Origin of the sequence: Robbsia betulipollinis, from assembly GCF_026624755.1 — a bacterium.
Taxonomy (GTDB): Bacteria; Pseudomonadota; Gammaproteobacteria; order Burkholderiales; family Burkholderiaceae; genus Robbsia; species Robbsia betulipollinis.
Genome location: NZ_JAPMXC010000001.1, coordinates 2,430,373 through 2,444,986, shown reverse-complemented (window position 1 = coordinate 2,444,986; position 14,614 = coordinate 2,430,373). Strand labels below are relative to the sequence as shown.

Annotated in this window: 12 protein-coding genes; 8 read left to right on the top strand and 4 right to left on the bottom strand. The window is 66.5% G+C overall.

All coding sequences use genetic code 11. From position 1 onward, the window contains the following. Positions 1–9 precede the first annotated feature (9 nt). Positions 10–297: an exodeoxyribonuclease VII small subunit gene (locus tag OVY01_RS10700; protein WP_267847418.1), complete on the bottom strand. Its 288-nt coding sequence runs from the start codon at positions 295–297 to the stop codon at positions 10–12. 298 nt (positions 298–595) lie between these two features. Between OVY01_RS10700 and OVY01_RS10695 the strand changes: the two genes are divergently transcribed. The 3 genes from OVY01_RS10695 to OVY01_RS10685 are packed head-to-tail and all read left to right on the top strand — an operon-like array spanning position 596 to position 5,126. Continuing rightward, positions 596–1,702, top strand: coding sequence for an aromatic ring-hydroxylating oxygenase subunit alpha (locus tag OVY01_RS10695; protein ID WP_267847417.1), 1,107 nt, complete (start codon positions 596–598; stop codon positions 1,700–1,702). Between the two features lie 37 nt (positions 1,703–1,739). Continuing rightward, positions 1,740–2,609, top strand: coding sequence for a sulfurtransferase (locus tag OVY01_RS10690; protein WP_267847416.1), 870 nt, complete (start codon positions 1,740–1,742; stop codon positions 2,607–2,609). 3 nt (positions 2,610–2,612) lie between these two features. Further along, a complete protein-coding gene (locus OVY01_RS10685; RefSeq protein ID WP_267847415.1) occupies positions 2,613–5,126 on the top strand; it encodes a sensor histidine kinase in 2,514 nt (837 codons plus the stop codon). 79 nt (positions 5,127–5,205) lie between these two features. On the opposite strand, the gene OVY01_RS10680 is transcribed toward OVY01_RS10685, so the two are convergent. Continuing rightward, entirely contained in the window at positions 5,206–5,985 is a 780-nt protein-coding gene (locus OVY01_RS10680; protein WP_267847414.1) for a response regulator transcription factor, read from the bottom strand. Between the two features lie 194 nt (positions 5,986–6,179). On the opposite strand from OVY01_RS10680, the gene OVY01_RS10675 reads away from it, so the two are divergent. Continuing rightward, a complete protein-coding gene (locus tag OVY01_RS10675) occupies positions 6,180–6,863 on the top strand; it encodes a hypothetical protein (protein ID WP_267847413.1) in 684 nt (227 codons plus the stop codon). 109 nt (positions 6,864–6,972) lie between these two features. On the opposite strand, the gene polA is transcribed toward OVY01_RS10675, so the two are convergent. Next, on the bottom strand, positions 6,973–9,735 hold the full coding sequence (polA, locus tag OVY01_RS10670; protein ID WP_267847412.1) for a DNA polymerase I: 2,763 nt from the start codon (positions 9,733–9,735) through the stop codon (positions 6,973–6,975). On the opposite strand from polA, the gene OVY01_RS10665 reads away from it, so the two are divergent. Next, positions 9,736–10,485 (top strand): LOG family protein, encoded by a 750-nt coding sequence (locus tag OVY01_RS10665; RefSeq protein ID WP_267847411.1) that lies wholly within the window; start codon positions 9,736–9,738, stop codon positions 10,483–10,485. 7 nt (positions 10,486–10,492) lie between these two features. Here the strand turns inward: OVY01_RS10665 and OVY01_RS10660 are convergent, their stop codons facing one another. After that, positions 10,493–12,025, bottom strand: a complete 1,533-nt coding sequence (locus OVY01_RS10660) for an AMP nucleosidase (protein ID WP_267847410.1) — start codon at positions 12,023–12,025, stop codon at positions 10,493–10,495. A 131-nt stretch (positions 12,026–12,156) separates the two neighbouring features. On the opposite strand from OVY01_RS10660, the gene OVY01_RS10655 reads away from it, so the two are divergent. The 3 genes from OVY01_RS10655 to OVY01_RS10645 all read left to right on the top strand — a co-directional run bounded on the left by OVY01_RS10655 (position 12,157) and on the right by OVY01_RS10645 (position 14,597). After that, entirely contained in the window at positions 12,157–12,576 is a 420-nt protein-coding gene (locus OVY01_RS10655; RefSeq protein WP_267847409.1) for a hypothetical protein, read from the top strand. A 188-nt stretch (positions 12,577–12,764) separates the two neighbouring features. Further along, entirely contained in the window at positions 12,765–13,775 is a 1,011-nt protein-coding gene (locus OVY01_RS10650; RefSeq protein ID WP_267847408.1) for a homoserine kinase, read from the top strand. 21 nt (positions 13,776–13,796) lie between these two features. After that, complete coding sequence (locus tag OVY01_RS10645; protein WP_267847407.1) at positions 13,797–14,597, top strand: BPSS1780 family membrane protein; 801 nt, start codon at positions 13,797–13,799, stop codon at positions 14,595–14,597. Positions 14,598–14,614: the final 17 nt, after the last annotated feature.

Here is a 14,614-nt window from a genome sequence, read left to right as displayed (position 1 = left end):
ACGTCCTGTTCAAATGTCATCGCTCGGGCGCTCCCCGCCACGCGCGGCATCCGGCGCCATCGCCTGCAACGTCTCGCCATCGAGCACCCGCACCTGCTGGTCGACTTTTTCCAGTTGCTGTTGGCAAAACGCGACAAGTACCGCGCCGCGCCGGTACGCGGCGAGCGAATCCTCGAGATTCAACGCTCCGCCTTCCATGCGCGCGACCAGCGCCTCGAGTTCGGCCAGCGCCGACTCGTAATCCGCCGGGGCGACATCCGCCGCGGCCAATCGATCCTTTCGTGCGGACACAGCCATCTTTTTCGAGCCGGTGGGAACAAGTCCGGCATTTTACGGCAAAAATCGGCCACACCGGGCAAGCCGGCGCGGAATATCCTTGCTTCAACAAACGACGCTGCGTCCACGCCGGGCCCGATGCACGCCGCGTCGCCGCAGCGCGCGAAAAGAACATGGCGGGAAAAAGCAAGGGCAATTCGTCGCGGTGCTGCGCTTGGCGACCCCTATTTTCCCATCGCGGTTATAATCAAGGGTTCCCTAAGTCGATTTTTCGATGGTTGGGTTGTTCACTACTTTCCTCGTTTTCACGGGAGTGGGAATGTCCAATCTCAGCAACTCCCCGGAGTTGAAGGCACTGCCCTCGCAACTACCGGTTTCCGCTTATTTCGACGACGCCCTGCTGGCGCGCGAGAAAGCCGAACTCTTCGACCGCGGACCGCGGTATGTCGGACATGAACTGATGGTCCCGGAACCCGGGGACTACTTCGCGCTGCCCGGCGAAAACGAAGGGCGCGTGCTCGTGCGCAACCACGACGGCGGTATCGAGCTGCTGTCGAACGTCTGCCGGCACCGGCAGGCCGTGATGCTCAACGGCCGCGGCAATACCGCGAACATCGTCTGCCCGCTGCACCGCTGGACCTACGACCTGAAGGGCGAGTTGCTCGGCGCGCCGCATTTCGAACAGAAACCTTGCCTGAACCTGGGCAGCACGCCGCTGGTCAACTGGAACGGCCTGCTGTTCGAGGCGGCGGGCCGCGATGCCCGCGCCGACCTCGCCGCGCTCGGCACCGCCAGACACTTCGATTTCACCGGCTATCGCTTCGACCATGTCGAGATACATGAGTGCCGGTACAACTGGAAGACCTTCATCGAGGTCTACCTGGAGGACTACCACGTCGTGCCGTTTCATCCGGGGCTGGGCAGCTTCGTCTCGTGCGAGGACCTGGAGTGGGAATTCGGCCGCGACTACAGCGTGCAGACCGTCGGCATCCACAAAAGTCTGTCGACGCCGGGCAGCCCGACATACCGGCGCTGGCACGAGGCGGTCCTTGCGTTTCACGGCGGCCTGGAACCCGCGCACGGCGCCATCTGGATGCTCTATTATCCGAACGTGATGCTCGAGTGGTATCCGGGCGTGCTGGTCGTCTCGACCCTGGTTCCCCGCGGGCCGCAGCACACGACGAATATTGTCGAGTTCTACTATCCGGAGGAAATCGCCCTGTTCGAACGCGAGTTCGTCGAGGCCGAGCGCGCCGCCTATATGGAAACCGCGGCCGAGGACGACGAAATCGCCGAGCGAATGGACGCCGGACGACGCATTCTGATGGCGCGCGGCGTGTCCGAGGTCGGGCCGTATCAAAGCCCGATGGAAGACGGCATGCGGTGTTTTCACGAATATCTTCGCAGTCGTCTCAGTTCGATCTGAGTCCGCTTCCCGAATCCGCCATCCCGGAGCCCGCACGATGCCCGTTCGCCATACCACGCTGATCGATCCGGCCACGCTCGCCACCCGCATCATCGAAGGCGCGGACTCGCTGTGCATCATCGATTGCCGGGCGGATCTGCTCGACCCCGAGGCCGGCGCGCGCGCATTCGCGGAGCGCCACCTCCCCGGCGCGCGCTTCCTCGATCTCGCGCAGGACCTGTCGGGGTCGAAGACCGGCACGAACGGCCGGCATCCACTGCCCGATCGCGACGCGCTGGCCGCGCGGCTCGCGGCGTTGGGCGTGCAGCACCACACGCAGATCGTCGCCTATGACGCGCACGGCGGCAGCTACGCGGCCCGGCTGTGGTGGTTGCTGCGCTGGCTCGGCCACGCGGACGTCGCGGTGCTCGATGGCGGCTTTCAGGCCTGGGAGGCGGAGGGCGGCCTGGTGGAATTCAGCGAACCGCGCCCCGCCACGCCCGGCGATTTCGCGCCCCGCGCCCCGCTGGTCGGCACGATCGACGCGGCGGCGATTCTCGCGGATATCGGACGCGGCGCGTGGCAGGTGGTGGACGCGCGCGCGCCCGAACGCTTCCGGGGCGACGAGGAACCGATCGACCCGGTCGGCGGCCATATCCCCGGCGCGCGCAACCGCTTCTTCAAGGACAATCTCGACGCCGAAGGCCGCTTCAAACCGGCGGCCGCGCTGCGCGAGGAATTCGCGGCACTGCTCGGCGCGCGGCCCGCGACGCAGACGGTGATGCAGTGCGGCTCCGGCGTGACCGCCTGCCACAACCTGCTCGCGCTGGAAGTCGCCGGCCTTGGCGGCGCAGTGCTGTACCCCGGCTCCTGGAGCGAATGGACGGCCGACCCCGCGCGCCCGGTCGCCACCGGCCCGGCGACCTAGTTCGTGGCGTCCGCGCTGTCGACCACGGTCGATGGCGGCGTCGAAGCCGTGGCGGGAATGGATGACGGCCGCCGCTTTTCCGTTCCCTCGCTGACCGGTTTGCTGCGCTTCCTACTGGGCTTCCTGCTCCACTTCCTGCTCCACTTCGTGCTGCTCGCCCTGGCCATCGCGCTCGTGCACTGCGCGGCCCACGCCGAGTCCGCGCGCGACCCGGTCCGTGACGCCGCCGCGTCGCCGCCCCCCGTCGTCACGATCGCCCCGCAACAGCACTGGCCCATCGATCTGCGCGGGCACGTCGAGGTCCACGAGGACCTGTCGGCGACCGCGGACTTCGCGCAGATCGCCGCCCTGTCCACGGACGCGCCTCACGGCTTCGCACCGCTGCATCCCGACGCGGTCAATCCCGGCTTCGGCCGGGCCAGCTGGTGGCTGCGCTTCGATGTCGAGAACACGACCCGAGGCGCTGTGACCCTGCGCCTCGCGCTGCCCTCGCCATGGTTGCACTATGTCGATTTCTACGTGCGTACGGACCAGCGATGGCGTCATTCGCGCACCGGCAGCGCGGTGCCGCCCGCCGAACGCGATCCGGCGGTGCGCGACAGCCGTCTGCCGGCCGCGGCATTCGAACTGCCAGCGGCAGGACGTGCGCAGATCTATGTGCGCATCAGCGGCGCGGCGCCGGTCTCGCTGCTCGCCCGCCTCTACTCGCAGGCGGCATACGATGCCCATGAGGCACGGGCGGCCTACCTGGTCAGCGCGCTCGTCGGCGCGGTGTCGTTATTGGCGTGGAGTCTGCTGGCCACCAGCGTCCTGTACCGCACCTGGACGTTTACCTACCTCGCTGCGATGTGCGGCGTGCAGGCGCTCAACTATCTATGCGTCTACGGCTACGCACGAATCCATCTGTGGCCCGCCGCCACCGAATGGGCCTATCGCAGTCCCCCGATCCTGGGGTTGGCGATCCTGGCGGTCTGCACCGTCGCCCTCCACGCCGCGCTGCGCTTGCAGCAATCCGTATCGCTGGGACGACGTTTGCACCTCGGCGTCTTCGCGGTCACGCTCACGTTGGCGGCGTTCGCCTGGCTGGGTGATATCCGCGTCGCCACGCAAGTCGCGACGCTGTTCTCCGTCGTCTTCCTTCTCATGACGACGGCACTGATGCTCCTGCTCTACCAACGCGCCGTGCCGACGGCCGAGTTCATGCTGGCCGCGTTGGTGATCGCCACCCTGATCTACGCTTTGCAGATCGCCCAGTCGCAAGGTCACGAACCCGCGTTCATCGAGCGGATTTCCGTGGGAATCACGCCCGAACCTCTGTACGATATTTTCGGCTTGGCAAGCGATGTCATCGTGTTCGTCGCCTGGATTCGCCACATCAGCCGACAACGCGCGCTCGCCGTGCGGCGTCTGACGGACTGGCAGCGCGAGGAGGAACAGCGGTTGCGACGGGAAGTCGCCACCCGGACGCGCGAACTCAAGGAAGCGCTGCTGGTCGTGGAGGAAAAGAACCGGCAGAAAATCGAGACGCTGGCTTTCGTCGGACATGACCTTCGCGCCCCGCTCGCCACCATCGCCGGCTATGTAAAGCGCCTGCGCCGGGAAGAAGACGGGCACGGCGATCGCGGGCCCGCGGCGGCGACGGACGCGGCGTTCGGAAGCGCACCCGGGTACCTCTCGAGAACGTCGTCGATCGAGGCGATCGAACGCAGCATCGATTATCAACTGAGTCTGATCGACGAGCTTCTTGAATTCTCCCGGGGCGAGCTGCAGCCGCTCCAGTTGCGCGTCGGCGCCGTGCGCATCGGCGCGCTGCTGGAGGAAATCGCCGACCATGCGGCGGCGCTCTCGGCGCAACGCGGCAACCGTCTGATCTTCGGCATGGAAATGGCCGTTCCCGCGCTGGTGCGCACCGATGGCAAGCGGCTACGCCAGGTGTTGCTGAACCTGCTGTCGAACGCCGCGAAGTTCACCCGGCGCGGCACCATCACGCTCGACGTGCGCGCAAGCATGCACGGCGCCCGCGCGGATTTCCACTTTGCGATCGCGGATACCGGCGACGGTATCGACCTGCAAGCGCAACAGGACATCTTCCGCGCGTTTCACCAGATCGAGCGTTCGCGCGGCGGCGTGGGACTGGGTCTGCATATCGTCGAGCGCATCTTGCGCGAGATGCATAGCGGCCTGCACCTGCAGAGCACGCCGGGGACGGGCAGCCGCTTCAGTTTCGACATCGCGTTTCCGATCGTCGATGCGACGCCGCACTGGTGCCTGCCGCTGGATACCGCACCCGTATTCGCGCCGGCCGCCGCCGACCCGCTGTCCCCGCCACCCGCGCCAGCGTGTGCCGAACTTCTGTCGCTCGCCGAAGCCGGCAGCCTGAGCGCGCTGGAAGACTGGCTCGACGACGCGGCGCGTCGCTACCCGGCTGCGCGGGGTTTCTGCACCGCGATACGCGAAGCCCTCGAACGCCTCGACTTCGAACGCATCGTCAACCTCGCGGGAACGGGCACGGCCTGAGGGCGGGCGCATGCCAGCATGCATGCCATCGCGGTCCGTTCGACGCGCGGCCGCCCCGACACGCCCCGTGGCTCCGGATTCACGGCGTTGGCCGCGACTGCTCCCGAAAAGCGCTGGGCGTCAGGCCGACGTGATGGCGAAAGGCCGTGCCGAAGTTCGCCGCGCCCGAGAAGCCGACCTCGGCAGCGATATCGCCGATATTCAACGACGAATCGCGCAGCAGACGCGCCGCCAGACGTAGCCGTTCCTCGCGCACGAATTCGAAAACGGTTTTGCCGAGCACGTCGCGAAAGGCCTGCGACAGTTTTTTTTCGTAGGTTCCCACCCGTTGCGCCAGACCGGCGACCGAGGGCGGACGCGCCAGGTTCGCGAGCAGGTAGCTCATCGCGGCGCGCACCAGGACCTGTTCCTCGCTGGCCTGCGGGTCGAGACTCGCCCGGCTGGCCGCTACCGTCTGTAAATGGCGGGGCAGATGGATATGGATGCGGGCGATGACCTCGGCCGCGTCGAACGGCTTGAGGACGTAATCCACGCCGCCGTTGCGTAAGCCTTCGAGCCGGTCCGACAGACTCGCCATGCTCGTCAGGAAAATGATCGGGATATGCGCGGTCTGCGGCGTCGCCCGCAACAGACGGCAGGCGGCGAAACCATCGATCCGCGGCATGCGCACGTCCATGAGAATCAGATCCGGCAAGGCCGCCACCGCACGGTTGTGCGCCTGATGGCCGTCGAACGCCACGCTGATGCGAAAATTCTCGGCTTTCAAGAGTGCGATCAGAAGCCGCAATTCGTCGGGACGATCGTCCGCGACCAGTACATGCGGCTGCTCGGACGCCTCGACAGGCTTTTTGAGATACAAAGTGGACGGGAGAAGAGGTCCTTCGTTCGGCATGGTGGTCAATCGCTTTGTGCAACGTCCGGAAAACGCTGGTTTCGCCACATTAGGCTTTTTGGCAAAACTTTTCGCTGCTCTATCAAAAACCTCTTGCGGCGATATCGGCAATCCTGGAAAGGAACACGCGGCCGTCCTCTTCCACACTGACCGGTATCGACATGACGGATTTCATCAAACCCCAGACGATGATCCTCACGCTTCAGGCCTTGCAACACATGGGACGATGCCAGTTGAGCGTCGGACTGATCGCCTGCTTTCGCTTCGGCGCGGCCCATCTTGACTCCCTTCTCAGCGAAACGGCCTCGCACGCGCTGTGGTCCCGGCTTGTCGGACCGCTCATTCCCATCGATAGCGGCATCCCCGCGAAGACGCAGCGCATCATCGTGCACGACGGTTACACGCTCGTGTCCGCTCCGCGAACGGAAGATGCGGACCCGCCCTGCCTGTTCGGTTCAGAGACGATCACGCTGGAGAGCAAACTACGCGGCAGACCGGCCGTCAGTATCCGCCTTCCCGGCATTCGGGCGCAGGGTTTCGTCGAATGGAATACCCCTTCCGGTAAACAGGTGCGCAAACTCGACGCCCGCATCGAGGGCCTGCGCGTTTCTCCGCGACTGGGCTGCGCCTGGCTGCTGTACCGGGCCATGACGCCGCTGGCTGGTGCATGCGTCGACGACATCGTCGGCATGACCGCGGACTGGGGCGCGATCGACCGGCCCACGGCGCGGCCGGGACATTGCCTGCCCGCCGGCCCGGACCGGTGCGCCGTCACACGACATCGGCACGCCGCCGAGCGCGAAGCGCAGCGGCAAGGACTGGCCGGAGCGACATGCAGGGGTTGAAGGCTGGGGTCAGGCGTCGATCCGCGCCCCGGCCGGCGTCGTGCGCGCGCGCTTCGCGCTGCCCGCTGCGATCGCTTGCGCGCACATCGGGAAGATCACGGGCACGTCTTCAGTGCGCCTCCTCCCAGTTCGCGCCGGTGCCCACTTCCGCCACCAGCGGCACGCGCAGCGCCGCGACATCGCACATCAGCTGCGGCAAGGCGGCACGCACGCGGTCGAATTCCGCGTCCGGGGCCTCCAGTACCAGTTCGTCGTGCACCTGCATGATCATGCGGGTCTGCAGCGCTTCCCGCTCCAGCCAGGCCTGCACCGCAACCATCGACATCTTGATCAGATCGGCGGCGGTTCCCTGCATCGGCGCGTTGATCGCCGCCCGCTCCGCACCCTGGCGCCGCGGACCGTTGCCGCCATTGATCTCGGGCAACCACAGACGGCGGCCGAACACGGTCTCGACGTAGCCCTGCTGGCGGGCACGCAGCCGCGTCTCTTCCATATATCGCGCCACGCCCGGATAGCGGGCAAAGTAACGATCGATATACAGCTTCGCCGCGTCGCGGGTGATGCCGAGATTCGCCGCCAGGCCGAAGGCGCTCATTCCGTAGATCAGACCGAAGTTGATCATCTTGGCGACCCGCCGTTGCTCGTTCTGCACGTCCTGGGGCGCGACGCCGAAGATCTCGCCCGCGGTCGCACGGTGAATGTCCTCTTCCTGCGCGAAGGCCTTCAGCAAGCCTTCGTCCTCGGAAATATGGGCCATGATGCGCAGTTCGATCTGCGAATAGTCGGCCGATATGAGCCGCGTGCCGGGCGCCGCGACGAAGGCCTCGCGGATGCGGCGTCCCTCGGCGGTACGCACGGGGATGTTTTGCAGATTGGGCTCGTTCGAGGCGAGCCGGCCGGTCACCGCGACGGCCTGCGCGTAGTTCGTGTGCACCCGGCCAGAGGCCGGGTCGACCATGCGCGGCAACTTGTCCGTATAGGTGGATTTCAGCTTCGACAGGCCCCGGTAGTCGAGCAGGACCTTGGGCAGCGGGAAATCCTCGGCCAGCTTCTGCAGCACTTCCTCGTCGGTCGACGGCGTGCCGCTGGGCGTCTTCTTGACGACCGGCAGGCCCAGCCGCCCGAAAAAGATCTCGCCGATCTGTTTGGGCGAATTCATGTTGAATTCGCCGCCGGCCAGCTTGTACGCCTCGGCTTCGAGTTCGACGAGCTTGCCGCCGATCTCGTGGCTTTGCCGGCCCAGCAGCGCCGAATCGATCAGGACGCCGTTGCGCTCCATGGTGCGCAGCACGCGCGACACCGGCATTTCGATGTCGCGGTAGATGCGCGCCAGTCCGGGTTCGGCCTGGATCTGCGGGTAGAGCGCCAGATGCAGGCGCAGCGTGATGTCGGCATCTTCCGCGGCGTACTCGGTGGCCTGGTCGACCGCCACCTGATCGAAACCGATCTGCGACGCGCCCTTGCCGCAAATGGCCTCGTATTTGATCGTCGTCACGCCCAGGTGGCGCGCCGCGAGGCTGTCCATGTCGTGCTTGTGATGCGATTCGAGCACGTACGATTCGAGCAGGGTATCGTGCGCGATGCCGCGCAGCGCGATACCGTAATTCGCGAGCACCTGTTCGTCGTACTTCATATGCTGTCCGACCTTCGCGCGCGCCGGATTCTCCAGCCAGGGACGCAGGCGCGCGAGCACCGCGTCGCGCGGCAGCTGGTCGGGCGCGCCCGGGCCGCAATGCGCGACCGGCAGATAGGCCGCGCGTCCCGGCTCGACCGCGAAGGACAGCCCGACCAGTTGCGCGTTCATCGCGTCGAGCGACGTGGTTTCGGTATCGAAGGCGGTCAGCTCCGCCGCCTCGATGATCGCCAGCCAGCGCTCGAAGCTCGGCCAGTCGAGAATCGCCTCGTACTCGCGCGGCAGGTCCGCACCGCTGCCCAGCGCCGGCGCCGGCACGGTGGCGGCATCCGCCGCCGTGGCACCCTGCGCGTCGAGCGTGCCTTCCAGCTCCCGCAGCCAGGTCCGGAAACCGTGGCGGTTGAAGATGTCCTCGAGTTCCTCGCGCGCCTCGGGCCGCGCGCGCAGCGATTCGGCGATCGAGCTCATGTGCGCGGCGAGATCGCAATCGGTGTCGACGGTCACGAGCCGGCGCGCCATCGGCAGCCAGTCGAGCGCGCGGCGCAGATTGTCGCCGACGACGCCCTTGATACCCGCGGCGTTGGCGATCACGCCATCGAGCGAACCGTATTGCCCGAGCCACTTGACTGCGGTCTTCGGACCGACCTTCTCGACGCCGGGGACGTTGTCGACGGTGTCGCCGATCAGCGACAGATAGTCGACGATGCGCTCCGGCGCGACGCCGAACTTCGCCGTGACGCCCGGCACGTCGAGCACTTCGTTGCTCATCGTGTTGACCAGCGTGATCCGGTCGCTGACCAGTTGCGCGAGATCCTTGTCGCCCGTGGAGACGATGACCTTCATCCCCAGCGCCTCGGCGCGGCGGCACAGCGTGCCGATCACGTCGTCGGCCTCGACGCCCTCCACCATCATCAACGGCCAGCCGAGCGAGCGCACCGCGTGATGGATCGGCTCGATCTGCCGCGACAGGTCGTCCGGCATCGAGGGCCGGTGCGCCTTGTATTGATCGTACAACGCATCGCGAAACGTCTTTCCCTTGGCATCGAAGACGCACGCGCTATACTCTGCCGGATGGTCCCGCCGCAGTCGCCGCAGCATGTTGACGATGCCGTAGAGCGCGCCGGTCGGTTCGCCATCCGGCCCTCGCAGGTCGGGCATCGCATGAAACGCCCGGTACAAGTAGCTCGATCCATCGACCAATAGCAGGACCTTGCCGTCCAGAGTGTGTTGTTCCGACATATGAACCAGAGAAAAGTGATACCGAGTCTGCGATCGATCGCAGATCTTGATCGCGCGACGGCAAAGAAAGCCCGTGCGTCGTGGCAGATGTTCACGATTATGGCAGAGTTTGTGGAGGCCACCGAGTACCTGTCGGAGATCCGGCCGGCGGTCAGCATCTATGGTTCGGCGCGCACCAAGATCAATACCAAGTACTACAAGCTGACTGCGACGATCGCGCGCAAGCTCTCGGACGCCGGCTTCGCGGTGATCTCCGGCGGCGGCCCCGGCATCATGGAGGCGGCGAACAAGGGCGCGCACGCGGGCAAGTCGCCATCGGTGGGATTGAACATCGAACTGCCGCACGAGAAGTCGGGCAACGTCTGGCAGGACATCTCGCTGCGCTTTCGGCACTTCTTCACCCGCAAGGTGACCTTCGTCAAGAATTCGGACGCGGTGATCGTGATGCCCGGCGGGTTCGGTACGCTCGACGAACTGGCCGAGGTGCTGACGCTGATCCAGACGAAGAAGTCGCGCCGCGTGCCGATCATCCTGGTGGGCAGCGAGTTCTGGGGCGGCCTGCTGGCCTGGTTCGAGTCGGAACTGCTGCCGCGCAAGCTGATCGGCGAGCACGACATGGATCTGTTCCAGGTGATCGACACCCCGGACGAGGTGCTGGCCGCCGTGCTGGCGTTCTACGAAACGAACGACAGGCAGGCGGTGGTGCCCGAGCCGACGAAATCCGAAGACGACCGGATGTTCTACCTGTAGAAAGCGCCTACTGGAACGCGACTTCCGCGAAACTGCGCAGCTTGCGGCTATGCAGTTTCTCCAGCCCGTTCTCGCGCAGCAGTTCCATGGCCCGCACGCCGATCTCCAGGTGCTGGTTGACCTGCTGCCGGTAGAAGGAGTCCGCCATTCCCGGCAACTTCAGCTCGCCATGCAGCGGCTTGTCCGACACGCACAATAGCGTGCCGTACGGCACGCGGAAACGAAACCCGTTCGCGGCGATCGTCGCCGATTCCATGTCCAGCGCGATCGCCCGGCTCTGCGACAGACGCTGCACCGGCTCGCGGTAATCGCGCAGTTCCCAGTTGCGGTTGTCCACGCTCGCCACCGTCCCGGTACGCATCACGCGCTTGAGTTCGCCGCCTTCGAGTCGCGTGACCTCGGCGACCGCCCGCTCCAGCGCCACCTGGATTTCCGCCAGCGCCGGCACCGGCACCCACAGCGGCAGGTCCGCGTCGAGCACGTGATCCTCGCGCACGTAGCCGTGCGCGAGGACGTAATCGCCGAGGCGCTGCGTGTTGCGCAGCCCCGCGCAATGTCCGAGCATGATCCACGCGTGCGGGCGCAGCACGGCGACGTGGTCGGTGATGGTCTTCGCATTCGACGGACCGACGCCGATATTGATCATCGTGATGCCGCTGCCGTCGGCGCGCTTCAGGTGATAGGCCGGCATCTGCGGCATGCGCGGCGGCGGCATGCCGCTGGGCGGCAGGCCATCGGTGCCGGGCGCGGCGAGGTTCGCATTGTGCGTCACGACATCGCCCGGCTCGACGAAGGCGGTGTACTGCTGGCGATAGGCGTTCACGGCGGGGTCCTCGCTGCGCGTCATCAGCGCATGCCCGAAACGCACGAACTCGTCGATATAAAACTGGTAGTTCGTATAGAGCACGTAGTTCTGCACGTGATCGGGCGACGTCGCCGTGTAGTGGCGCAGGCGGTGCAACGAGAAATCCACCCGCGCCGCGGTAAACAGCGCGAGCGGCGACGGCGCGTCCTGCGGCGGCACGTAGGTGCCGTTGACGATGCCGTCGTCGAGCTGCGCGAGGTCCGGCGTGTCGAAGAAGCGGCGCAGGTGCCGCAGATGCTCCTGCCCGAGTTCGCCTTCGAGATGCAGGCCTTCGGGAAAGGCGAAATGCAGGGGAATCGGCTGCGAGGAGACACCGATCTCGATCGGCGACCCTTCGTGGTGGCGGCGCAGCAGGCGCAACTGCTGCCGGTAGTAGTGACCGAACAGATCCGGCCGGGTGACGGTGGTCTCGAACACGCCGGGCCCTGCCACGAAACCGTACGAGCGCCGCGCATCGACCTCGGTGCTCGACCCCGCCGTGATGCGAATGAAGGGGTAGCAGGCGCGCACCGGCGCGTGCATCGGTTCGCCGCGCTTGAAGCGCCCGAACGCCTCGCGCAGCGACGCGACGCTCTGCTCGTACAGGACCTGAAGGCGCGCCACGGCCGCCACGGGATCCTCGAAACGTTCCACTTCGGCCTGCCGGCCGTTCTCCATTTGCGCTTGACTCGTCATTCGTGGGCTTTCCCTTGATAAAACGCTTGCCGTTCGCCGACCTTACCATGGAAACTGTGTCGAAACCGCCTCAGAGGGGCGGCAAACAGGCCGCAGTTTGCTAGAATTCGGGCAGCTCCTGGAGACCCGCTATGAAATCCCTTGCCGTCGGCTTTTACGTCGGCGCGCTGTTGTTCGCGAGTCCTGTATTTGCACAGACGACCGATACCCCAGACGTGTCTCAAAGTGCGCCGTCCCATGCTCCGGCCGCGCATGCGATGTCGGCCAACGAGGCGGCCGGCCTGCCCGATCTGGAGGCGATCAACCGCCCGGCCGGCACCGCGTCGTCGAAGGTCGAACTCAACGGCATCCGGCAGCCGAGCTATCACACCCGCGAACGCGACGGCACCGAGGTCACCGAGTATCGCGACCGCGGCAAACCGACGGAAATCGACGTGCGCTCGAATTTCGGCACACATTATCAGATGTCCACGCCGATCGACAACTCGCCCCGGGTACCCACCAACGGCGCGCCGAACGGGCGGGTACCGTCGATCCGGCTGACGTACTGAACCGCCCGGGCGGCGCACGGCGTCGGCATGACGCCGCCCGGCAGGGCAGGGCGAAACCCCGCGCGGCCCGGCGCACCGCGCCTGACGACGGGTTCGCCCGCCGCTCCCCCGGGAGCGGGTCCGCCCCGCTCCCGGCCAGCCGTCATGGCGGCCGGCCTCTCCTCCCTCTCCGTTCCCGATCCCATCGCATGGCCGTCTTCACTCCCGTCACCGCATCCGATCTCGGCCACTGGCTGACGCACTACTCGCTGGGCGATCCGATCGACTTCCGCGGTATCGCGTCCGGCATCGAGAACAGCAATTTCTTCCTGACCACCACGCAGGGCGAATTCGTCCTGACGATCTTCGAGAAATTGCAGCCGCAGGAATTGCCTTTCTATCTCGACCTGATGCGCCACCTCGCCGCGCGCGGCGTGCCGGTGCCCGACCCGGTGCCGCGCGACGACGGCGCGCTGCACGGGCTGCTGCACGGCAAGCCGGCGGCGATCGTCACCCGCCTCGCGGGCCAGGCGCAACTCGCGCCGCAGCCGGCTCATTGCGCGCAGGTCGGCGCGATGCTGGCGCGCGCGCATCTCGCCGGGCGCGACTTCGGCGACACCCAGCCGAACCTGCGCAGCCTGGACTGGTGGCAAACGACGGCGCCGGCGCTGCACCCGCATCTCGATACGGTGCAAAGCGACCTCCTCGCCACCGAACTTGCGCACCAGACCACGTTCTTCGCGTCCGACGACTACCGGCAACTGCCGGGCGGGCCGTGCCACTGCGACCTGTTCCGCGACAATGTGCTGTTCGTCGCCGGAGACTCCGGGAACGCAGGGAACGCAGGGAACGCCGGCGCGGACCGGCTCGGCGGCTTCTTCGATTTCTACTTCGCCGGTTGCGACAAATGGCTGTTCGATCTGGCCGTCACCGTCAACGATTGGTGCGTCGACCTCGACAGCGGCGCGCTCGATCTGCCGCGCGCGCAGGCGCTGCTGCGCGCCTACCAGGCGGTACGCCCGCTGACCGACATCGAAGCGCGTCACTGGCAGGACATGCTGCGCGCGGGCGCATTGCGCTTCTGGGTGTCGCGGCTGTACGATTTCTACCGTCCCCGGTCCGCCGAGCTTCTGCAACCGCACGACCCGGGCCGCTTCGAGCGGACGCTGCGCGCGCGAATCGACGCGCCGCCGCCGTCCGTGTCGGCCCTCCCCCTCTGAGCCGCTCAGTTACCTACCGCCATGCACCTGAAACACGTTTCCGCGAAAGCCGGCTATATTTGGTTCCGCCAGGGGCTGGGCATCTTCCGGCGCCATCCGCTGGTGTTCGTGACGCTGTTCTTCGCCTACCTGTTCATCATGCGGCTGGTCTCGCTGCCGCCGGTCATCGGCTCGCTGATCCTGCTGTTGCTGATTCCCGGCGTCTCGGTCGGGTTCCTGGCCGCGAGCCGCGACGTGCTCGCGGGCAAGCCCGCCTTTCCGACGGTCCTGATCTCGGGCTTTCGCGAACACGGCAACGCCACGGCGAAGCGCCTGCTGGGGCTGGGAATCGTCTACATCGTCGCCATCGCGCTGGTGTTCGCCGTCTCCGCGCTGGCCGACGGCGGCGTGCTCGCGCAACTGGTGCTGCTCGGCAACAACCCGAGCGAGGAACTGACGCGCGACGCCAGCCCGAACGCCGCGGTGCTGGTCTCGCTGCTGGCCTACGTGCCCGTGGCGATGCTGTTCTGGTTCGCACCGGTGCTGGTGGCCTGGCACGACGTGCCGCCGCTCAAGGCGCTGTTCTTCAGTTGGGTGGTTTGCTGGCGCAACCGCGCCGCCTTCATCGTCTACGCGCTGCTGTGGGGCGCGCTGACGATGTCGGTGTCGCTCGTGCTGACGCTGGTGCTGCAGCTCTCCGGCGCCGGCGCGATGGGACTGGTGGTCCTGATGCCCGTCTCCGCGGTGATCACGGCCATGCTCTACTGCTCGTTCTACGCAACCTATCGCGGCTGCTTCGACGTCGACGGGCCGGAGCTGCCGCTCGTGCGCCTCAAAGCCTGACACGCCGGCCCCTGCCC

Excerpts from the sequence above, each read along its gene's own strand:
- OVY01_RS10700 (WP_267847418.1), bottom strand. The coding sequence starts at position 297 with ATGGCTGTGTCCGCACGAAAGGATCGATTGGCCGCGGCGGATGTCGCC.
- OVY01_RS10695 (WP_267847417.1), top strand. The coding sequence starts at position 596 with ATGTCCAATCTCAGCAACTCCCCGGAGTTGAAGGCACTGCCCTCGCAA.
- OVY01_RS10690 (WP_267847416.1), top strand. The coding sequence starts at position 1,740 with ATGCCCGTTCGCCATACCACGCTGATCGATCCGGCCACGCTCGCCACC.
- OVY01_RS10675 (WP_267847413.1), top strand. The coding sequence starts at position 6,180 with ATGACGGATTTCATCAAACCCCAGACGATGATCCTCACGCTTCAGGCC.
- polA (WP_267847412.1), bottom strand. The coding sequence starts at position 9,735 with ATGTCGGAACAACACACTCTGGACGGCAAGGTCCTGCTATTGGTCGAT.
- OVY01_RS10665 (WP_267847411.1), top strand. The coding sequence starts at position 9,736 with ATGAACCAGAGAAAAGTGATACCGAGTCTGCGATCGATCGCAGATCTT.
- OVY01_RS10660 (WP_267847410.1), bottom strand. The coding sequence starts at position 12,025 with ATGACGAGTCAAGCGCAAATGGAGAACGGCCGGCAGGCCGAAGTGGAA.
- OVY01_RS10655 (WP_267847409.1), top strand. The coding sequence starts at position 12,157 with ATGAAATCCCTTGCCGTCGGCTTTTACGTCGGCGCGCTGTTGTTCGCG.
- OVY01_RS10650 (WP_267847408.1), top strand. The coding sequence starts at position 12,765 with ATGGCCGTCTTCACTCCCGTCACCGCATCCGATCTCGGCCACTGGCTG.
- OVY01_RS10645 (WP_267847407.1), top strand. The coding sequence starts at position 13,797 with ATGCACCTGAAACACGTTTCCGCGAAAGCCGGCTATATTTGGTTCCGC.